The following is a 20,973-nucleotide window of genomic DNA, read 5'->3' as shown; positions in this document are numbered from 1 at the left end:
CCGATGGTCGACGTGACGATCTATACACGGATGATGTGCGGCTATTGCATGGCGGCCAAGCGGCTGCTCGAGCGCAAGGGTGTCGCCTACACCGAGCATGATGCCTCCTTCTCGCCGGAACTGCGCCGGGAAATGATTTCCCGTGCGAATGGCCGCTCGACCTTTCCGCAGATATTCATCGGCGATACGCATGTCGGCGGCTCCGACGATCTCCACGAACTGGAGGCGGAGGGCCGGCTGGACCGTCTGCTCGCCAATGGCTCGACGAATTGAGGATATGACGATGGGTGCTTTCAAGGCGGCGGCGATCCAGATGCGTTCGGGCACCAGCCCCGAGCGCAACGCGGTCGATCTGGAGCGGCTGGTGCGCGAGGCCGCGGGCCAGGGCGCGACCTATATCCAGTCACCGGAAATGACCGGTGCGCTGATCCGCGACAGCCAGGCGCGGGCCGCCTCGTTCACGTCCGAGGACAAGGACATCATCGTCTCGACCTCGCGCAAGCTGGCGAAAGAACTTGGCGTCTTCCTGCATATCGGCTCGACCGCCATCCTGCGCGCCGACGGCAAGCTCGCCAACCGTGCGCTTCTGTTTGGGCCGGACGGCGCCACGATTGCTACCTACGACAAGATCCACATGTTCGACGTCGATCTCGACAATGGCGAGAGCTGGCGCGAATCCGCCGCTTACGAGCCGGGCACCGAGGCCGTCGTTACGGAGATCAGCGGCGCTGGGATCGATGGGGCGAGGCTGGGTTTCGCCGTGTGCTACGATCTGCGCTTTCCGCAGCTCTTCCGCGCCGAGGCGCTGGCCGGCGCCGACGTGCTTTCGGTGCCCGCCGCCTTCACCCGCCAGACCGGCGAGGCGCACTGGCATGTGCTGCTGCGGGCGCGCGCCATCGAGAACGGCGCCTATGTCGTTGCCGCGGCGCAAGGCGGACTGCACGAGGACGGCCGCGAGACCTATGGCCATTCGCTGATCGTCGATCCCTGGGGCCGCATCGTCGCCGAGGCGGCGCATGACGAACCGGCGGTGATCGTCGCCGAGATCGACCCGGCGCAGTCGGCCGCCGCGCGCAAGAAGATCCCAAACCTGAAAAATGCGCGGGATTTTGCCGTAAACGGCGGACAGGCTGAGGCACTGCCGCTCAGGGGTGCAGCATCTTGATCCGGTTTTCCCTGATCTGCGAGCACGAGCACGAATTCGAGGGCTGGTTTCGCAGCAACGACGATTTCGACACCCAGAAGAAGCGTGGCTTCGTCGATTGCCCGACCTGCGGCTCGCACAGGATAGAGAAGGCATTGATGGCGCCGGCCGTCTCCACCGGTCGCAAGCAGGAGAAGATCGCACTCGCGATGGGCGAGGCCCAGAAGCAGGCGCTGGCGCAATTGAAGGCCATGGCCGAGAAGGTGCGCGAGAACGCCGACTATGTCGGCGAAAAGTTTGCCGAGGAAGCGCGCAAGATCCATTTCGGCGAGAGCGATCCGCGCGGCATCTATGGCGAGGCGACGCTGGAGGAAGCCAAGAACCTGGCCGAGGACGGCGTCGAATTCATGCCGGTGCCGGTATTTCCTGAGGATCGTAACTGACGGACTGGTGTGACGGTTGGTACCGGGCGGGATTCCGCTTCGCAAAATCTGCATAGCTGCCGTTCTGTCGCAAAATCCTAAAACCGATGTCAGCCCACGAGCGGATAAAGGGTTGCGTCCAATACGGGAATCCCGTATAGTCGAGCCTCATGACGGAAGACAGGTTCGACCCCGCCAAGGATGCGGTCAACCGCGAAAAGCACAAGCTTCCGCTGGCCTTTGGCGACCGGATTTTTGCGGACGACAACCACCTGATTATCCCCTCGATCCGCGAGATCGACGGCGAGGAACGGTTCAAGGTGGTCGGTTTCGTCGGGGAGAAGCTGTTCACCGGCGTTTTCGTCTGGCGGGGCGACGTGCCTCGCTTCATCTCGGTAAGAAGGAGCAACAGGGGTGAAGAAAGAACACATCACGCTGCCCGCTGACCCGACCGACGCCGAAGATTTCGACGTGACGGCCGAAGCACTGGACCGGGGCCAGCGCGCCCGCCTGATCCGCAGGACGAGGACTGGGCTTGGCCTGTCGCAAGCCGAGTTCGCCAGCCGCTTCCGGGTCCCGGTAGGCACGCTGCGCGACTGGGAGCAGGCGCGGGCGACCGCGCCGGATTTCGCCATCGCCTATGTGCGGGTGATCGGCCAGCATCCGGACATGGTGGCAAAGGCGGTCGCATAGCTGGCGTTGCCTGCCGGCCGCCACTAGCTGACGCTCCCTAGCAACTTCTTAAGCAGGCGAGCAAGCGTCTCTTGTTCGGCGCGCGTCAGGCCGGAAAGTACCTCGTGTTCGTTGGCGACGTGAGCGGCGACCGCCTCATCGATCAATGCGAGACCTTTTGCAGTGAGCTGCACGACAATCCCGCGCCGATCGTTGGGATGCGGCCCGCGCATGATCAATCCTAACTTTTCTAGCCGGTCGAGCCGGTTGGTCATGGCACCTGACGTCACCATCGTCGCTTCGTAGAGGGCGGTTGGCGTCAGCGCATAAGGTGATCCAGAACGGCGCAGCGTCGCCAGCACATCGAATTCCCCGGTCTGCAAACCGAAACGGGCAAACAGCGGAGCGAGGCGTTCTCGTGCTATCAGCGACGAGGCCTCGTTCAATCGTCCAAGCACGGCCATCGGAGAAACATCCAAATCCGGCCGCTCCCTTTTCCACTGCTCGATGGCGTTCGCTGCGCGATCCATCTATCTCACCGTTAAATATCTTGACGTTAAGAATCTTTGCGTTATCTTAACTCAAGATGCAGTGCTGGCCAAGAGCCGCAAATAGGCGACAGGGCTACGAAAATGAAACTTCTCTGGGATTCAGCGCTCGGCCTTTTAGTCGTCACCGGCGGCCTGCTCGGCCTGACGCTGCCATTCGGCGAGATCGCGACGGCGGCCGGCGTTTCCGCCATGGTCTGGGCCCTCGTCATCTCGCTCGGCGCCGGCGGCGTGCTTTTCTGCGCCTTGCTGCTGCGCGGGCAGCGCATCCGGCTCACCCCGCACAGGCTACGCTATTTCTTCGTCACCGCGGCAGTATCCTACGCCTTCCCCAATCTCTTGATGTTCTCGGCCATTCCGCATCTCGGCGCCGGCTACACCGGTATCATGTTCACGCTGTCGCCGGTGGTCACGCTGGTGTTTTCGATCCTGCTCGGCGTCCGGCGTCCCAACCTGCTTGGTGTCGTCGGCATTGCCGTCGGCTTCGTCGGTGCTGTCATGGTGGCGGTGACGCGCGGCGAGGCCGGCCAGCCGGCCGAATTTTTCTGGGTGGCGGTGGGGCTGCTCATCCCGGTCAGCCTTGCCGCCGGCAACATCTACCGCACGGTCGACTGGCCCGAAGGGACCGGACCGATCGAGCTTGCCGTCGGCAGCCATCTGGCATCGGCTGCGTTGCTTCTTGGCGGCATCTTCACGCTACAAGGCGGCGGTTCGCTCGCCCTGCTTGGCAGCGTGCCGCTGGTGGTCGTCGGTCAGGTCGCGTCAGCCGCCGCGATGTTCGCCTTCTTCTTCCGGCTGCAGGCGGTCGGCGGCCCGGTCTATCTCAGCCAGATCGGCTATGTCGCGGCTGCGGTCGGGTTGTTTGCCGGCACGATCTTTCTCGGCGAGCACTATCAATTGCTGACCTGGGCGGGTGCTATAATCATCACCGCCGGCGTGTTCATCACCACGAAAGCGCAAAGCCAGATCACCACAAAGGCGCAGAGCCAGACGGGTGAGAAGGTGGCGACGTGAGAAGGTTCAGGCATCTCGTGACAAAGTTCAGGCGGGTGCCTTCTCCGCCAGCACCATATAGTTGACGTCCATGTCCTTCGATCGCTGCCAGCGGTCGGCGAGCGGATTGTAGGCGACGCCGGTGCGGTCGATGATGCTCAGGCCAGCGCCGGCAAGCGCCTTTTCCAGCTCGTCTGGCCGCACCAGCTTGCCGAACTGGTGGGTGCCGCGCGGCAACCAGCGCAGCACATATTCGGCGCCGATGATGGCCAGACCCAGCGCCTTCAGCGTGCGGTTGATGGTAGCGACGAACATGATGCCGCCGGGCTTGACCATCTCGCCGCATTTGCCCACGAACAGGTCGATGTCGGCGACATGCTCGACCACTTCCATATTGAGGATGACGTCGAATTTCTCGCCGGCGTCGGCCAGATCCTCCGCCGTGGTGGCACGGTAACCCACCGTTACGCCGACCTCCGCCGCATGCAGCTTGGCCACTTCGATGTTGGTGGCGGATGCGTCGGCGCCGACCACTTCGGCGCCAAGCCGTGCCATCGGCTCGCACAATAGCCCGCCGCCGCAGCCAATGTCGAGGAAGCGCAGGCCCTCGAACGGCCGCGCCGCACGCGGGTCGCGGCCGAAGCGCGTCGCCACCTGGTCGCGTATGTAGGCAAGCCGGATCGGATTGAACTTGTGCAGCGGACGGAATTTGCCGTTCGGATTCCACCATTCGGCGGCAAGGGCGGAAAAACGCTCCACTTCTCCGGCATCGATCGTCGACCGTCTGGGTTCTGGCATGGCGTGTCTCCCGCAGACTCAAAAGTTCAGAGCGCGATCTGGTGCAAAACCGGATACGACTTTTGCTGATCGCGCTCTGGTGCGCTAGGAAGTCGGTCGCGAGGCAGCGAATGTCAAGGCAGCAGTTTCGCCTGTCGACAGGGCAGTGCTCATGATGCCAGGCGGCGCTGACTGCGATCTGCGCCTTGTCACCCAACCGGCGACTGGCGGCATGCCTTGCGAAACCCTAAGCATTTGGCTAAGGAGGCCGCGAATTCAGCGACCGGCGCGGCCGGGCGCTCCCTTTCCGCTTTTCGGCCGTCGGCCCAGGCATCCAGTCAAAGGCATTTCGCTTCCATGGCGCGCATCGTGATGAAATTCGGCGGAACCTCCGTCGCCGACATCGCCCGCATCCGCAATGTGGCGCGCCACGTCAAACGCGAGGTCGATGCCGGCCATGAGGTTGCGGTGGTCGTCTCGGCGATGGCCGGCAAGACCAACGAACTGGTGCAATGGACGCGCGAAGCCTCGCCCATGCACGATGCACGCGAATATGACGCCGTCGTCGCCTCCGGCGAGCAGGTGACGGCCGGCCTGCTGGCGATCGCGCTGCAGAACATGGGCGTCCATGCCCGTTCCTGGCAAGGCTGGCAGATCCCGATCAAGACCGACAATGCACATGGCGCGGCGCGCATTCTCGATATCGACGGCGCGTTCCTGATCAAGCGCTTCGGCGAGGGCCAGGTGGCGGTGGTCGCGGGTTTCCAGGGCATCGGGCCGGACAACCGCATCGCGACGCTCGGCCGTGGCGGCTCCGACACCAGTGCCGTCGCCATCGCGGCGGCGGTCAAGGCCGACCGCTGCGACATCTATACCGATGTCGACGGGGTCTACACCACCGATCCGCGCATCGAGCCGAAGGCGCGGCGGCTGGCCAAGATTTCCTTCGAGGAAATGCTTGAAATGGCCTCGCTCGGCGCCAAGGTCCTGCAGGTACGCTCGGTCGAGCTTGCCATGGTGCACAGGGTGCGTACCTTCGTGCGGTCGTCCTTCGACGATCCCGACGCGCCCGGAATGGGGGATTTGCTCAATCCGCCCGGAACGCTTATTTGCGACGAGGAAGAGATCGTGGAACAGCAGGTCGTCACCGGAATTGCCTACGCCAAGGACGAAGCGCAGATTTCGTTGCGCCGTGTCGGCGACCGGCCGGGCGTCGCCGCCGGCATTTTCGGGCCGCTGGCCGAAGCCAACATCAATGTCGACATGATCGTCCAGAACATCTCCGAGGACGGCAAGTTCACCGACATGACCTTCACCGTGCCGTCCGGCGATGTCGACAAGGCGCTTGCCGTGCTCGAGCGGCTGAAGGCCACGATCGGCTACGACGTCGTGCAATCGGAAGCCGGCATGTCGAAGGTCTCGGTCATCGGCATCGGCATGAGGAGCCATGCGGGCGTCGCCGCCACCGCGTTCAAGGCGCTGGCCGACAAATCGATCAACATTCGTGCGATCACGACGTCCGAAATCAAGATTTCGATCCTGATCGACGGTCCCTACACCGAACTTGCGGTTCGTACTTTGCATTCCGTCTACGGTCTGGATAAGCAGTAGCAGACTGCATCGGCCCGAAAATCGGAGTCGATTCTCGGAAAGCACGGTGCAGCAGATCGAAGTCTTAGAGCGTCCTTTGTGCGTCCAATTGGATGCATGGCGCTCTAATTGAGTTGTTGCGTGAGCGCCGGCCGCGGGAGAAACTGCGGCGGGCAGAATGTCCATTGGAGAACAAGCCGCGATGCGTGATACGGCCGGCGGCCCGCGCGTTTTGCTGAAACGGCTTCGCGAGCTCATGCAGGAGCCGCTGGAGCCGCAGGAGCGGCTCGACCGTATCGTGCGCGACATCGCCTCCAACATGGTCGCCGAAGTATGCTCGCTCTATGTGCTGCGCGCCGATTCGGTGCTCGAACTCTATGGCACCGAGGGTCTGAACCCGAACGCCGTCCATTTGGCGCAGCTCAGGCTGGGCGAAGGCCTCGTCGGCACGATCGCGGCCTCAGCACGGCCGCTCAATCTCTCCAACGCACAGGAACATCCAGCCTTCGCCTACCTGCCGGAGACGGGGGAAGAGATCTACAATTCCTTCCTCGGCGTGCCGGTGCTCAGGGCAGGGCGCACGCTCGGCGTGCTGGTCGTCCAGAACAAGACCATGCGCCACTACCGCGACGACGAGGTCGAGGCGCTGGAAACGACGGCGATGGTGATTGCCGAGATGATCGCCACCGGCGATCTTGCCCGGCTGACACGGCCCGGGCTCGAACTCGACCTGCGCCGCCCGGTGAGCTTTACCGGCCTGTCCTTCAACGAGGGCGTCGGGCTCGGTCATGTCGTGCTGCACGAGCCGCGCATCGTCGTCACCAATCTGTTCAACGAGGACAGCGATGAGGAGATCAAGCGGCTCGATGCATCCCTTGGTTCGCTCCGACTCTCCATCGACGATATGCTGGAACGCCGCGAAGTCGCTTTCGAGGGCGAGCATCGCCAGGTGCTCGAAGCCTATCGCATGTTCGCCAACGACAGCGGCTGGGTGCGCCGGCTGGAAGAGGCGATCCGCAACGGCCTGACGGCGGAAGCGGCGGTGGAAAAAGTGCAGAGCGACATGCGTGCCCGCATGCTGCATATGACCGATCCATATCTACGCGAGCGGATGAGCGATTTCGACGATCTCGCCAACCGGTTGCTGCGCCAGTTGATGGGGCGCGGGCCGGACGATGTCGCGGCCTCGCTGCCGAAGGACGCCATCATCGTCGCCCGCTCGATGGGCGCCGCCGAACTGCTCGATTATCCCAGAGACAAGCTGCGCGGCGTGGTGCTGGAGGACGGCGCGGCGACCAGCCATGTCGTTATCGTGGCGCGAGCCATGGGCATACCGGTGGCCGGCCAGATGAAGGGCGCCGTTTCCATGGCGGAAAACGGCGACGCCATCATCGTCGACGGCGAAGAAGGCGCGATCCACCTGCGCCCCCAGCCCGACCTCGAAGCCGCCTATGCCGAAAAGGTCCGCTTCCGGGCGCGGCGGCAGGAGGTCTACCGCGAACTGCGCAAGAAGCCGTCGGTAACCAGGGACGGCGTCCAGGTCGACTTGCTGATGAATGCGGGCCTGGCCGTCGATCTGCCGCAGCTTGCCGAGGCGGGCGCCGCCGGCATCGGCCTGTTCCGCACCGAGCTGCAATTCATGGTCGCCGCGACCTTTCCGCGTGCGGAAGCGCAGGAACGGCTTTACCGAGACGTGCTCGACGCGGCGCGCGGCAAGCCGGTGACCTTCCGCACTATCGATATCGGCGGCGACAAGGTGCTGCCCTACTTCAAGGATACGATTCAGGAAGAGAACCCGGCGCTCGGCTGGCGCGCCATTCGCTTGACGCTTGACCGGCCGGGCCTGTTGCGCACCCAGATCCGCGCGCTTCTGAAGGCCTGCGGCGGGCGTGAACTAAAGCTGATGCTGCCGATGGTGACGGAACTCGGCGAGATCGCGCAGGCGCGCGAAATCGTCGATCGCGAGGTGCGGCACCTGTCGCGTTTTGCCCATCATTTGCCGACCAGCCTGAAGCTCGGGGCGATGCTGGAAGTGCCTTCGCTGCTGTTTCAGCTCGACGAGCTGATGAAGGCCGTCGATTTCGTCTCGGTCGGCTCGAACGATCTGTTCCAGTTCGTCATGGCGGTCGATCGCGGCAACACGCAGCTCTCCGACCGTTTCGACACGTTGTCGACGCCATTCCTGCGCGTTCTGAAACAGGTCGCCGACGCCGGGGTGCGCAATAATACCCCGGTGACCTTGTGCGGCGAACTGGCCGGCAAGCCGATCTCGGCGATGGCGCTGATCGGCCTTGGCTACCGATCGATCTCGATGTCGCCGGCCTCGATCGGTCCGGTCAAGGCGATGCTGACGGAACTGCCGCTGGCCGAGCTGCAAGCGTTTTTCGACGACAATCTCATGGCGCCGTCCCAGAAGTTGCCGATGCGGGCGCTGCTGCAGGCCTTTGCCGACGACCGCTCTATACCGCTATAGCATTCGCCATGATCAACCTGCCCCGCGACCGTATGGATCAAGTCGTCAAGCGTTTCGACATGCTCGAAGCGCAGATGTCGGCCGGGCCGGCGGCGGACGCCTATGTCAAGATGGCGTCGGAATATGCCGACATCCAGGAGATGGTGGCAAAGATCAGGGCGCTGCGCACCGCAGAACACGAAGAGGCCGATCTGGAGGCAATGCTCGCCGACAAAAGCACCGATGCCGAAATGCGGGCATTGGCCGAGGCCGATCTGCCCGAGGTCAGGGAACGCATCGAAGCGCTGCAGGGGGACATCCAGATCCTGCTTCTGCCCAAGGATGCCGCCGACGACAAGAATGCCATCCTCGAAATCCGCGCCGGCACCGGCGGCGATGAGGCGGCTCTTTTTGCCGGCGACCTGTTTCGCATGTACGAACGCTACGCTGCGGCACGCGGCTGGCGTTTCGAGACGGCGTCGGCAAGCGAGGGCGAGGTCGGCGGCTACAAGGAAATCATCGCCGCCATTTCGGGCAAGGGGGTCTTTGCCCATCTGAAATTCGAGTCCGGCGTGCATCGCGTGCAGCGCGTGCCGACGACTGAGGCCGGCGGGCGCATCCACACCTCGGCGGCGACGGTTGCCGTGCTGCCCGAAGCGGAAGAGGTCGACATCGACATCAGGGCCGAAGACATCCGCATCGACACGATGCGCGCCTCGGGTTCGGGCGGCCAGCACGTCAACACTACCGATTCGGCGGTGCGCATCACCCATCTGCCGACCGGCATCATGGTGGTGCAGGCGGAGAAGTCGCAGCACCAGAACCGGGCAAAAGCCATGCAGATCCTGCGCGCCAGGCTTTATGACCTCGAGCGCGGCAAGGCTGACGAGGAGCGCTCCGAATCGCGCAAATCGCAGGTCGGTTCGGGCGATCGCTCGGAGCGCATTCGCACCTATAATTTCCCGCAGGGCCGCGTCACCGACCATCGCATCAATCTGACGCTCTACAAGCTCGACCGCGTAATGATGGGCGAACTCGACGAGATCGTCGACGCGCTGATGGCCGATCACCAGTCGAAGCTGCTCGCCGATATCGGCCTCGATGGCTGACAATCTGCCTGGTACGCTCGGGCCACTGCTGAAAGCGGCGCGGGCACGCCTTGCCGCGGCCGCAGTCGTCGATCCGGCGCTGGATGCCAGACGGATCGTCGAACATCTTTCCGGCACCACCCGCACACAAGCCATCGCCGATCCCGAATGCAGGGTCGATGCCGGCGCGCTTGCCGCGATCGATGCAGCCTTGAGACGGCGCATCGCCGGCGAGCCGGTGCATCGCATCCTCGGCCATCGTGAATTCTACGGCTTGCGCCTGTCGCTTTCAGCGGAAACGCTGGAGCCGCGACCAGATACCGAAACGCTGGTCGAAGCGGTGCTGCCCTTCGTGAAGACCACAGTGGAACGGCAAGGCGAATGCCGCATCCTCGATCTCGGCACCGGCACCGGCGCCATCGCACTGGCGCTGCTCAGCGCCGTTCCGGCTGCACGCGCCACTGGGGTCGACATTTCGCAAGACGCGCTGGCGACTGCCATGCGCAATGCCAGGGAATTGGGGTTGGCCAGCCGGTTCCAGGTGCTCAAATCCGACTGGTTCGAAAAAGTTTTTGGCCGATACCATGTAATTGCCGCCAACCCTCCCTATATAGCCTTCATAGACATTGAAAATCTGCAGGACGAAGTCCGCGATTTCGATCCACGCCAAGCCCTCGATGGCGGCGTGGACGGTCTTAGTCCTTACAGGGTCATTGCCGCCGAGGCGGCAGGTTTTTTGGAAGCCGAGGGCAGGATTGCGGTCGAGATCGGCCACACGCAACGCCAAGAGGTCACCGACATATTTTCCGCAGCCGGCTACGGTTCGGCCGGGGTTTTTCGCGATCTTGGCGGAAACGACAGGGTTCTGATCTTTGAACTGACAAAGCCGTGATGCAGTGCGAAAAAACGCTTGGCAATGCCGGGGAATGCGGCTAGGGTCGCCTTAACCGGATGAGACGAAGCAGGCAGTGCTCTTAGCGATTCGGTTTCCTTGGAAATAGCTGCCTTCTTGCGCAAACGACGCCCAAGCTTCGTGCGGGAATCGTCCGACAAGTGATGTAACCGGAACAGGATGACACGTGGCGCCAACGCAATCGATGCGGGCGAACGCCGGTGAAGAGACGAAACGGCTGGCTGCATGAGCGCCTCCGTTCGTGAAGAGTTTTCGAAAATTTCAAAATGAAGAGAGTCGAATGAGGCCACAACAGCAGAACAGGCGCATGCGCGGTCGCAACAATAGCGGCGGCGGTGGTAACAACAATAATAACAACAACAACCGCAAGGGCCCAAATCCCCTGACGCGCAACTACGAGAGCAACGGTCCGGACGTGAAGATCCGCGGATCGGCTCAGCAGATCGCCGAAAAATACGCGACCCTTGCCCGTGACGCGCAAAGCTCCGGCGACCGGGTGATGGCGGAAAACTATCTTCAGCACGCCGAGCACTACAATCGCATCATCGCTGCCGCGCAGGCGCAGATACCGATCCAGAGCGCTCAGCAGAATCGCGACGATTTCGACGATGACGGCGACGAAGATCGCGACGAGTTCGACAATGCCGGCAACAGCAACGTCGGTGAAACGGCGACTCCGGTGGTCAACCACGGTGCCGGCCCGCAGCCGGTCATCGACGGCACGCCAGCCGAGTTGGCGTTCAACCAGGAAAACGGCCGTGACAATCGCGATAACCGTGGGCGCGATAACGATGGGCGCGATAATGGTGGGCGCGACAACAATGGCGGCCGCCATCGTGACCGTCGCCCCAATGCCGGCTACGGGCAGAACGGCCAGCGCGGCGAATATGGTGCGCGCGGCGAGCAAGGCGGACAGCGCAGCGATCAAAACCGGCGCAACGAGACACCGGTACAGAACGAAACGCCCGTACAGGCGCAAGCTGTGTCTCCGGTTGAGCCTGCTTCTGTGGCCGAACCCGCGCCGCAGTTCGAAAACTTTTCGCCGGCGGCTCTCACTGCCCAGGCCGAGATGAACGAAGCAGCTGCCGAAAGCGGCGCTGCCCGCCGCCCCAGGCGTCCGCGCCGTCCGCGCGTCAATGCTGACCAGGTGGATGGCGGCAACGACAATGCTGGCGCCGATAATGGGAATGCAGCTCCGGCGGAAGACGCCGGTGGCGAGCCCGCCATCGTCGACGTCAACAACTGATCGAGCAAGGCTTTCAGACATCTTGGACGGCGGAGAGAAATCTCCGCCGTTTTTGTTTTGCGCGCGCCCGTGGAATATTATGCGTTCGCCTTTATCGGACGTCTTGAGGGGCCGTGGCTTGCGCACCATATCTCGCGTGAACAGGACCCGGCTCAAACGGGCGGGTCCGTCACCGCAATCTGATCCGGTGCCGCAAAGCGGGCCGGTGACGGAAGGAGACAGATATGAACCTTGAAAAATACTCCGAGCGCGTGCGCGGCTTCATCCAGTCTGCGCAGACCATGGCGCTCTCGCGCAACCACCAGCAGTTCACCCCCGAACATATACTGAAGGTGCTCGTCGACGACGACGAGGGCTTGGCCGCGTCGTTGATCGAGCGTGCCGGTGGCAACGTTCGCGACGTCAAGCTTGGCGTCGAGACGGCACTTGAGGCAATGCCCAAGGTGGAAGGCGGCAACGGCCAACTTTATCTGGCGCAGCCGCTGGCCAAAGTGTTTTCGACCGCCGAGGAATTGGCCAAGAAGGCCGGCGACAGCTTCGTCACGGTTGAGCGGCTGCTGACGGCGCTGGCGGTCGAGAAATCCGCCAAGACCGCCGATATCCTGACCAAGGCCGGCGTGACGCCGCAGGCGCTGAACCAGGTGATCAACGAGGTCCGCAAGGGCCGCACCGCCGATTCTGCGAGCGCCGAGCAGGGCTATGATGCGCTGAAGAAGTATGCGCGCGATCTCACCGCCGACGCCCGCGCCGGCAAGCTCGACCCGGTCATCGGCCGCGATGACGAGATCCGCCGCACCATTCAGGTGCTGTCGCGCCGCACCAAGAACAATCCGGTGCTGATCGGTGAACCCGGCGTCGGCAAGACGGCGATCGCCGAAGGGCTGGCGTTGCGCATCGTCAACGGCGACGTGCCGGAATCGCTCAAGGACAAGCAGTTGATGGCGCTCGACATGGGGTCGTTGATCGCCGGCGCCAAATATCGCGGCGAATTCGAGGAGCGGCTGAAGGCGGTGCTTTCGGAAGTTACGGCTGCCGCTGGCGGCATCATCCTGTTCATCGACGAGATGCACACGCTGGTCGGGGCCGGCAAGGCGGATGGCGCCATGGATGCCTCGAACCTGTTGAAGCCGGCGCTGGCACGCGGCGAACTGCACTGCGTCGGCGGGACTCCGCTCGACGAATACCGCAAGCATGTCGAGAAGGACGCGGCCCTTGGGCGCCGCTTCCAGCCGGTCTTCGTCAATGAGCCGACCGTCGAAGACACCGTCTCCATCCTGCGCGGCCTGAAGGAAAAATACGAGCAGCACCACAAGGTGCGCATCTCGGATTCGGCGCTGGTCGCGGCAGCGTCGCTGTCCAACCGCTATATCGCCGACCGGTTCCTGCCGGACAAGGCGATCGACCTTGTCGACGAGGCCGCGTCGCGGCTGCGGATGCAGGTCGATTCGAAGCCCGAAGCGCTCGACGAGATCGACCGCCGTGTCATGCAGCTCAAGATCGAGCGTGAGGCGCTGAAAGTCGAGAAGGACGATGCGTCGAAGGACCGGCTCGCCCGCCTCGAAAAGGATCTTTCGGCCCTGGAGGAAGAATCGACGGAGCTGACCTCGAAGTGGCAGGCCGAGAAGCAGAAGCTCGGGCTCGCCGCGGACCTGAAGAAAGAGCTCGACGAGGCGCGCAACGAGCTCGCCATCGCCCAGCGCAAGGGTGAATTCCAGCGCGCCGGCGAGTTGGCCTATGGCAAGATTCCGGAACTCGAGAAGAAGCTGACGCAGGCCGAGGCGCAAGACGGCAAGGTCGGCATGGTCGAGGAAGTGGTCACTCCCGATCACGTCGCCCATATCGTGTCGCGCTGGACCGGCATTCCGGTCGACAAAATGCTGCAAGGCGAGCGCGACAAGCTGTTGCGCATGGAAGACGAGATCGGCAAGCGCGTCGTCGGCCAGGGCGAAGCGGTGCAGGCCGTGTCGAAAGCCGTTCGCCGTGCTCGCGCGGGCCTGCAGGACCCGAACCGGCCGATCGGCTCGTTCATGTTCCTCGGGCCGACGGGCGTCGGCAAGACCGAGCTGACCAAGGCGCTCGCCAGCTTCCTGTTCGACGACGAGAGCGCCATGGTGCGTATCGACATGTCGGAATTCATGGAGAAGCACTCGGTCGCCCGGCTGATCGGCGCGCCTCCCGGCTATGTCGGCTATGAGGAGGGCGGCGCGCTGACCGAAGCGGTGCGACGCCGGCCCTACCAGGTCGTGCTGTTCGACGAGATCGAGAAGGCGCATCCCGACGTGTTCAACGTGCTGCTGCAGGTGCTCGATGACGGCCGCCTGACCGACGGGCAGGGCCGCACGGTCGATTTCCGCAACACGCTGATCATCATGACGTCGAACCTCGGCGCCGAATATCTGGTCAATCTCGGCGAGAACCAGGACGTCGACGTCGTACGCGACGAGGTGATGAGCGTCGTCAGGGCGTCGTTCCGGCCGGAGTTCCTCAACCGCGTCGACGAGGTGATCCTGTTCCACCGGCTGCGCCGGCAGAATATGGGCCGCATCGTCGAAATCCAGCTCAAGCGGCTGGAAAACCTGCTCGTCGATCGCAAGATCACGCTTTCGCTGGACCAGGAGGCGATCGACTGGCTGGCGGCCAAGGGCTACGATCCGGCCTATGGCGCGCGGCCGCTGAAGCGAGTGATGCAACAGGAACTGCAGGACCCGCTGGCGGAAAAGATCCTGCTCGGCGACGTCCTCGACAGTTCGACCGTCAAGGTCACAGCAGGTTCCGACCGGTTGAACTTCCGCTCGAAGCCGACGGTCGTGGCGACCGAAGCGGCGGCCTGATTCGAGGCCGCCACATAATTAAACATAAAGCGGGGCGTAGATGACGCTGGATGATTACAACAGCTTCTGCGCCTCGCTGCCGTCGACGAGCCATGTCGTCCAGTGGGGCGGCGCCCATGTCTGGAAGGTCGGAGCCAAGGTCTTTGCGATCGGCGGTTGGAGCGAGGGCAAGGAGCCGTTCGTCACCTTCAAGTGCTCCGACATCGCTTATGACGTCTTGAAGGAACAGCCCGGCCTTCGGCCCGCGCCCTATCTTGCTTCACGCGGCATGAAATGGATCCAGCGCCAGACAAGCCAAAGCATGGACGATGACGCGCTGAAGGACTATCTGCGCGAAAGCCATCGCCTTGTCGTGCTCAAGCTGACGAAGCAGGCGCGCAAGGAATTGGGACTCGCCACCAGCTAATTATGTTGCCCCCACCGCCAGAAATCCGCCATCTTCATGCCCGGTTCATGTTGGAACCTTATGGTCGGCAACTGATTTGCTGGCGAAGGGATTCGCCTGCCGCATAGGCCCGAAAATCGAATTCGATTTTTCGGAAAGCACGAAGCGGAGATTTTAAGTGTTGGAGCGTCCTTGCGTCCGAAGGGGCGCGCGGCGCTCTAATAGAGACAACGCCGGGCGGCGGCAATTACGGACCGGAGAATTTGGCCAACATGTTCCGCACGATCTTCACCCTTTCGGCGCTCGCCGCCGGGCTGCTTTCTTCGAGCGCAATGGCCGCGCCGACGGAAGACATCGCGCCGCGATCTGCCCGTGCCGCCGATGCCGGTGGTGTGCTGGTCGCCCAGAACGGCGATTTCGACGTCTATTACGACGCCAGAGGAAACCGCGTCATCGTCGATGCGGAAACCGGCCAGGTCCTCGCCATCCAGCCGCCGCAGACCAGGTTCGACCGCCGCGCGCTCCGCCGCGAGCGCTTGCGCAATCTCGGACCGGTCGAGGATGATCGCTATTATCTCGACGACCCGGAAGACGCGGCGCGCTTGCGCCGCAGGCAATTGGAGGAGGAAGGCCTGATCGTCATACCGCCGGTCGACGAATACGATCCCTACAGCGACAATTCGGTGGAAGCTTTTCCCGAAGCACCGCGCGATGACGGCAGCTATGGCAACGATTTTCCGGAAGCGCCTCAGCCGATAAAGCCGCGCACCGTCAAACGCCAGCCGCTCGACGAGGCTTCGATCGAACCGGTCGAGCCGACGGCGCCGGGCGATCAGGCGGCATTGCCGCCAAAGATCGGCGGCAAGACCGTCACTGATCCTTCGCTTTCACTCGGTGCACGACAGGATGTTGCTGCGTTGCAAGTGCTGCTCGACCGCGCCGGCGCTTCGCCCGGCGTCGTCGACGGGCGCTTCGGCTCGAATGTCGACAAGGCGCTCGCCGCCTACAACGAGATCACCGGCAGTAATCTGCGGTCGACCGATGTGGTCGGCATCCAGGCAGCCCTTGAGCAGTCCGGCGGCGATGCCTTCGCCTCCTACAGCATCACGCCCGAGGATGCGGCCGGCCCCTATGTCGCCTCGGTGCCGGAAGACTACGGCCAGAAGGCGCAGCTCGACCGGCTGAGCTACACCTCCGTCACCGAAGCGCTGGCCGAGCGGTTCCATATGGACGAGAACTATCTGAAGGCGCTCAATCCGGAAGCCAATTTCAACCGCCCAGGCACGATCATCAAGGTCGCCAATTTCGGCAGGCTGGTGGCGGAGCCGGTGACGCGCATCATCGCCGACAAGGGCAAGAAGCAGGTCCGCGCCTATGACGCGTCGGGCAAGCTAATCGCGGCCTATCCGGCCACCATCGGCTCGGCGGACACGCCTTCGCCAACCGGCACGCATGCGGTGTCGCGGGTCGCGTTAGATCCGAACTACACCTACAATCCGAACATCAATTTCAAGCAGGGCGAAAACAACAGCATCCTGACCATCCCGCCGGGCCCGAACGGCCCCGTCGGCTCGGTCTGGATTGCGCTGGACAAGCCGACCTACGGCATTCACGGCACACCCGATCCCTCCAAGATTGGCAAGACCGAAAGCCATGGCTGCGTGCGGCTCACCAATTGGGACGCGCGCGAACTGGCAAAAATCGTCTCGCCGGGCGTCACGGTGGAATTCATCGAGTGAGCGCCATCGTGAAGGAGCCGTGGTCGGTGCCATAAAGGTCCCGATCCTGTTCTGGTTTCAACGACAGCAACCCTCTGGCCGGTTGTTGCCGGCGGATCTGAGGTCTAAGCAGGCTGCATGAAGTCTCCAAGCGAAGCCGCTGCCATCTCCCTGACCGGCTCTCTTCCAGCCGACACGTTTTGCCCGCAATCGCAGCGCAGCTTCGTGCTGATCGCGGCGATCCTGGCTTCCGCGCTCGGCTTCATCGACGGTTCGATCCTGGCCATCGCCACGCCGGCGATCCGCGTCGATCTTGGCGCCAGTTTCGCCGAGGCGCAGTGGATTTCAAACTCCTATGCGCTGACGCTTTCGGCACTCATCCTTGTCGGCGGCGCCGCCGGCGACCGTTTTGGCCTGCGGCATGCTTTCGTGGCAGGCATCGCGCTGTTCATTGCCGCCTCGCTTGCCTGCGCGGTGGCGCCGAACCCGCCGGTGCTCATTGCGTTTCGCGCCATTCAGGGCATCGGTGCTGCCATTATGGTGCCGGGCAGCCTCGCCATTATCGCCAAGGCCTATCCGAAGAAGGAGCGCGGCAGGGCGATCGGCATCTGGGCGGCGGCCTCGGCGCTGACGACGGCGCTTGGGCCGGTGCTGGGCGGCGTTGTCTTGTCGGCCTTCGGCGACGGCATGTGGCGGGCGATCTTCGCGATTAATCTGCCGCTTGGTCTTGTCTCGATCTACCTCCTGCTCGCCAAGGTCCCGGCCGACGCACCGACGGAAAAGCGCAGCCTCGATCTCGGCGGCGCTGCCCTCGCCACCTTCGCGTTCGGAGCGCTTGCCTACGGCTTGACTTCGATGAGCGCAGAGGGCGGGGGTCAAATGTCCGGCCCGAGCATTGCCGCCGGCGCGGTGCTGCTCATCGTGTTCATCGTCTTCGAGCGCCGGCAGCGCGAACCGATGATCGATCTCTCGCTGTTTCGGGTCGGCGCCTTCGCCGGCGCCAATGTGGCGACCTTCTTCCTCTATTTCGCACTGTCGGCCAACCTGTTCTATCTGCCGATGCTGCTCATCGCCGGATGGGGGCTGAGCGCGGCCGAGGTCGGCTTCATCTTCCTGCCGCTGTCGGTCTTGATCGCGCTGTTGTCGGGGCCGGTCGGCCAGTGGTCCGACCGGATCGGTCCGCGTTTCCCGATCGCCAGCGGCAGTCTTGTCGTCGCTGCCGCCTTTGCCGGCCTTGCCTTGGCGGCCTATGCCGGCATCCACAGTTTCTGGTGGGGAGTGTTTCCGCTGATGGCGCTGATGGGGCTCGGCATGGCGCTGGTCGTGTCGCCGCTGTCGACGGCGGTGATGACGGCGGTCGAGGACAAGGATACGGGTGCTGCTTCGGGAATCAACAATGCCGTCTCGCGCATCGGCGGCCTGATCGCGGTGGCGGCGATGGGGTCATTGGCGGCCTGGGTCTATGCGGCAGCGCTGAACACCGGTGCCGCATCCGGCATTCCGGGTTTCGGCGAACCGGCGCTGGCGGGCCTGGCGCCGGATCTCGATACAGCAAGGCTTGCCGCCAGCGACGCAGCCTTCGCGGCCGTCGCCTTGGCGACCGCGCTGCTTTGCCTGCTCTCGGCGATCGTGGCGTGGATGACTGTTTCCGGTGAGCGACTGCCATGGCCGCGTGGATCTGAGACTCGGCAGAGCTGAGGAGCCCGGAAGGCTCCAAGATCAGCTCAGCCTTCGATCTTGGCGCTCGCGACCTTCAGCGAATCACTGTCTTCCTGTTTGAGCAGGTCATCGATGCGCCCGCGCTCGCGCTTGAAGGCGACGAGGTCGTCGCCCTTCAGCACCTTGCCGACCGGCAGGCGAACGCGCATCGGATCGACTTTGGTGCCGTTGACGATCAGCTCGTAGTGGAGATGCGGACCGGTGGCGAGGCCGGTCTGGCCGAGAAAGCCAATAGTCTGGCCTTGGCGGACGCGGACGCCCGGCGCGATGCCTTTGGCAAAAGCGCTCTGGTGATTGTAGGAGGTCTCGTAGCCATTGGCGTGGCGGATGATGATCTGTTTGCCATAGCCGCCGGCCCAGCCGGCCTTCTCGACGATACCATTGCCGGCGGCGATGATCGGCGTGCCGATGGAGGCTGACCAATCGACGCCGGTGTGCATGCGCACATAGCCGAGGATCGGATGCCTGCGGGCACCGAAGCCGGAGCGGAATTTCCCTGCGGGCAGGGGATTGCGCAGCAGGAATTGCTGGGCGCTGCGGCCGTCCTCGTCGAAATAGTCGGTGCTGCCGTCCTGCATCTGAAACCGGTAGAAATTGCGCGTCGTGCCACCGAAGGTCGCCGAGACATAGAGCAGCTCGGATTCGTCGGATGCCTGGTCGTCGCCGTCCGGCTGTGAGAACAGCACCTCGATGCGGTCCGACGGATTGAGCCGCGACTGGAAATCGACACCGGACGCCAGGAGCTTGATCAGCCGCTTGGTCATCGCCTTGGACATGCCGTAGGAGTAGGCGGCGCGATAGATGCCATCATAGACGTTCGGCAGATTGCCGCGCACCACCACCGGCGGCGAATCGTCGAATGCGGTCAGCAATTCGGGATTGGGCTCCGGCTCCTGCGCCGGCACATATTGGCCGTGATCGTCGAGCGCGACGGTGACGATATGCTGGGCCCTGTCGTAAATGCCGGTGCGAACGACCTTGGCGGCGTCGCCATGGATCTCGAGGCCGACGCGCAGCACGGTTCCCGCCTTAAGCGCTGTCGCATTCAGCAATTTGGCGATCGCCTCGGCCATGCCGGTGGCGTCCTCGCCGGTATAGCCCGAATCGCCGAAGGCCTCGACGATGTCGCGGTCCCTGGTGAAGGGGATGATCTCCTCGGCGAAGGCCGGCGCCTGATCGTCGGGGGAAGCACGCGGCGACACCGAGACGTTTTCCGGAACGATCCTGACGTCGTAGGAGCCGGCCATGCTCTCGGCGAATGCATCGCCGAATCGCTGCGGGTCGACATAATGCAGCGACGCGACCTGAACGGCGCCGTCGCTCAGACCCGTGCCAGCCTGGCGCACCACCTTTTCCACCTCGTCGGCGGACAAGTCACTCTTTTCGTCGAAGGCCGCCGACTCGATCGGGAAATCGACCGTCTTCAGGCTCATCTCGCTTTCGACCTTGGCGCCATAGATCTGGCCGGCGGCGGCGGTCGCCGGCTGACCGGCATTGCCGTCGCGGTCATCGCCAAACACCTGCATGGGATTGAAAGGCGGATAGGCGCGGCTGGTCGTGTGCCCGGCGGCAAGCGCCATCTTGATCTGCACGAAAGGCATGGTGTGGATGACGTCGCGGTCGCCGACCTTGGTCACCATCGACACTTCCATGCGCCGTCGGTCCTTGGCCTTGGCGATCCGGCGCGGCGCCACCACCCTGGTGGTCTTGGCGATCTCGCCGGAATCGTCGCCTCTTGCAAGGCTGATCAGTTCGGCGATCTCGGGCGGCGTTGCCAATTGCTGACGGCCGTCAAGGGCCGCGAACAGTGCCACGCCCATCAGCACGCTCGACGTCACGCCCGTAAGAAAAGTGCCCGACAGCCAGCGTGCCGAAACCTCGCGCCGGTCAGGCGGGCCACTGCGACCGTCCGCAATCAGCGGCGGCTCGTTGCCGAGTTCGGCTATGACATTTTCCGTATCTGGCATCCAGAAGGGCTGCTTCTTCCCCGGGCGGGACGGCTTGTCGCTTTTGTTGTGGCCATGACATTTGCCTGTCACGGCGGGCGAAGTCAACGAAGCGCCTGGCTTCGGGCGAAATCCCCAGTCATACTTCTCTCTTAGTGACTCTCTTACAGTCTTTTATAAGGGTGCCGCGCCGGTGGTGCATGCGCCTGCTCGTTGGCCTTGGTGTCAAACCGCAATACGGCGGCAATAGGGCTCCGTGGTGGTAGTCGGCTTTGTTATCCCCATGCCGCCGCGGAAGTCGGCTACTGAAATCAGCGCCGCAATCTTTCGTCGCAAAAAATTCAAAAAAGACCGAAATCGTTGTTGACACTTTGGACGCCTGCCGACTATATACGCCTCACCAACGAGGGCGGCGCGCCGCTGGCGACGAAGAAGTTCGCTTCTAGATCTGCCCTCTGCGAAATTCAAGAGAGCCGCGTGAGCGACACTCGAACGGCCCCGAGCCACAAGCGTACGGGCCACGACCTCG

At 63.4% G+C, this 20,973-nt stretch carries 18 protein-coding genes; 15 read left to right on the top strand and 3 right to left on the bottom strand.

The features are described from left to right. Window positions 1-3 precede the first annotated feature (3 nt). The 5 genes from grxC to NKH12_RS23945 all read left to right on the top strand — a co-directional run bounded on the left by grxC (window position 4) and on the right by NKH12_RS23945 (window position 2,259). The gene (grxC, locus tag NKH12_RS23965) at window positions 4-273 is read left to right on the top strand and encodes a glutaredoxin 3 (protein WP_095493379.1); all 270 of its coding nucleotides are present in this window, start codon (window positions 4-6) and stop codon (window positions 271-273) included. A 10-nt stretch (window positions 274-283) separates the two neighbouring features. Next, window positions 284-1,165 (top strand): carbon-nitrogen hydrolase family protein, encoded by an 882-nt coding sequence (locus tag NKH12_RS23960; protein WP_352955422.1) that lies wholly within the window; start codon window positions 284-286, stop codon window positions 1,163-1,165. Then, a complete protein-coding gene (locus tag NKH12_RS23955) occupies window positions 1,162-1,587 on the top strand; it encodes a DUF1178 family protein (RefSeq protein ID WP_352955421.1) in 426 nt (141 codons plus the stop codon). Before NKH12_RS23960 ends, NKH12_RS23955 begins: the two co-directional genes overlap by 4 nt. 149 nt (window positions 1,588-1,736) lie before the next feature. Then, entirely contained in the window at window positions 1,737-2,012 is a 276-nt protein-coding gene (locus tag NKH12_RS23950) for a BrnT family toxin (protein ID WP_352955420.1), read from the top strand. Then, window positions 1,981-2,259, top strand: a complete 279-nt coding sequence (locus NKH12_RS23945; RefSeq protein WP_027153345.1) for a helix-turn-helix domain-containing protein — start codon at window positions 1,981-1,983, stop codon at window positions 2,257-2,259. The genes NKH12_RS23950 and NKH12_RS23945 overlap by 32 nt, the downstream gene beginning before the upstream one ends. A 23-nt stretch (window positions 2,260-2,282) precedes the next feature. Here the strand turns inward: NKH12_RS23945 and NKH12_RS23940 are convergent, their stop codons facing one another. Further along, on the bottom strand, window positions 2,283-2,768 hold the full coding sequence (locus NKH12_RS23940; protein ID WP_352955419.1) for a MarR family winged helix-turn-helix transcriptional regulator: 486 nt from the start codon (window positions 2,766-2,768) through the stop codon (window positions 2,283-2,285). A gap of 102 nt (window positions 2,769-2,870) precedes the next feature. Between NKH12_RS23940 and NKH12_RS23935 the strand changes: the two genes are divergently transcribed. After that, a complete protein-coding gene (locus NKH12_RS23935) occupies window positions 2,871-3,800 on the top strand; it encodes a DMT family transporter (RefSeq protein ID WP_352955418.1) in 930 nt (309 codons plus the stop codon). Between the two features lie 27 nt (window positions 3,801-3,827). On the opposite strand, the gene ubiG is transcribed toward NKH12_RS23935, so the two are convergent. Beyond that, a complete protein-coding gene (gene ubiG / locus NKH12_RS23930; RefSeq protein ID WP_352955417.1) occupies window positions 3,828-4,577 on the bottom strand; it encodes a bifunctional 2-polyprenyl-6-hydroxyphenol methylase/3-demethylubiquinol 3-O-methyltransferase UbiG in 750 nt (249 codons plus the stop codon). A 336-nt stretch (window positions 4,578-4,913) separates the two neighbouring features. Between ubiG and NKH12_RS23925 the strand changes: the two genes are divergently transcribed. From NKH12_RS23925 to NKH12_RS23885, 9 genes are all read left to right on the top strand, one after another. Next, window positions 4,914-6,167: an aspartate kinase gene (locus NKH12_RS23925; protein ID WP_352955416.1), complete on the top strand. Its 1,254-nt coding sequence runs from the start codon at window positions 4,914-4,916 to the stop codon at window positions 6,165-6,167. A gap of 181 nt (window positions 6,168-6,348) precedes the next feature. Further along, window positions 6,349-8,619, top strand: a complete 2,271-nt coding sequence (gene ptsP / locus NKH12_RS23920; protein WP_352955415.1) for a phosphoenolpyruvate--protein phosphotransferase — start codon at window positions 6,349-6,351, stop codon at window positions 8,617-8,619. A gap of 8 nt (window positions 8,620-8,627) precedes the next feature. Continuing rightward, window positions 8,628-9,707, top strand: a complete 1,080-nt coding sequence (gene prfA / locus NKH12_RS23915; RefSeq protein WP_352955414.1) for a peptide chain release factor 1 — start codon at window positions 8,628-8,630, stop codon at window positions 9,705-9,707. Then, window positions 9,700-10,578, top strand: coding sequence for a peptide chain release factor N(5)-glutamine methyltransferase (gene prmC, locus NKH12_RS23910; RefSeq protein WP_352955413.1), 879 nt, complete (start codon window positions 9,700-9,702; stop codon window positions 10,576-10,578). Before prfA ends, prmC begins: the two co-directional genes overlap by 8 nt. A 301-nt stretch (window positions 10,579-10,879) precedes the next feature. After that, window positions 10,880-11,845: a DUF4167 domain-containing protein gene (locus NKH12_RS23905; RefSeq protein WP_352955412.1), complete on the top strand. Its 966-nt coding sequence runs from the start codon at window positions 10,880-10,882 to the stop codon at window positions 11,843-11,845. Window positions 11,846-12,069: 224 nt separating this feature from the next. After that, window positions 12,070-14,676 carry an ATP-dependent chaperone ClpB gene (clpB, locus tag NKH12_RS23900; protein ID WP_352955411.1) on the top strand — a complete coding sequence of 869 codons (2,607 nt, stop codon included), beginning with the start codon at window positions 12,070-12,072 and terminating at the stop codon, window positions 14,674-14,676. Window positions 14,677-14,716: 40 nt separating this feature from the next. After that, entirely contained in the window at window positions 14,717-15,082 is a 366-nt protein-coding gene (locus tag NKH12_RS23895; protein WP_352955410.1) for an MmcQ/YjbR family DNA-binding protein, read from the top strand. Between the two features lie 251 nt (window positions 15,083-15,333). Continuing rightward, on the top strand, window positions 15,334-16,800 hold the full coding sequence (locus tag NKH12_RS23890) for a L,D-transpeptidase family protein (protein ID WP_352955409.1): 1,467 nt from the start codon (window positions 15,334-15,336) through the stop codon (window positions 16,798-16,800). A gap of 117 nt (window positions 16,801-16,917) precedes the next feature. After that, window positions 16,918-18,477: an MFS transporter gene (locus NKH12_RS23885; protein ID WP_352955408.1), complete on the top strand. Its 1,560-nt coding sequence runs from the start codon at window positions 16,918-16,920 to the stop codon at window positions 18,475-18,477. 26 nt (window positions 18,478-18,503) lie between these two features. On the opposite strand, the gene NKH12_RS23880 is transcribed toward NKH12_RS23885, so the two are convergent. Next, complete coding sequence (locus NKH12_RS23880) at window positions 18,504-20,465, bottom strand: M23 family metallopeptidase (protein WP_352955407.1); 1,962 nt, start codon at window positions 20,463-20,465, stop codon at window positions 18,504-18,506. Window positions 20,466-20,973 lie beyond the last annotated feature (508 nt).

The sequence above is a fragment of the Mesorhizobium sp. M1322 genome (assembly GCF_040318085.1).
Classification (GTDB): domain Bacteria; phylum Pseudomonadota; class Alphaproteobacteria; order Rhizobiales; family Rhizobiaceae; genus Mesorhizobium.
The sequence above is the reverse complement of the archived record's forward strand: the minus strand, read 5'-3'. Positions and strand labels throughout refer to the sequence as shown.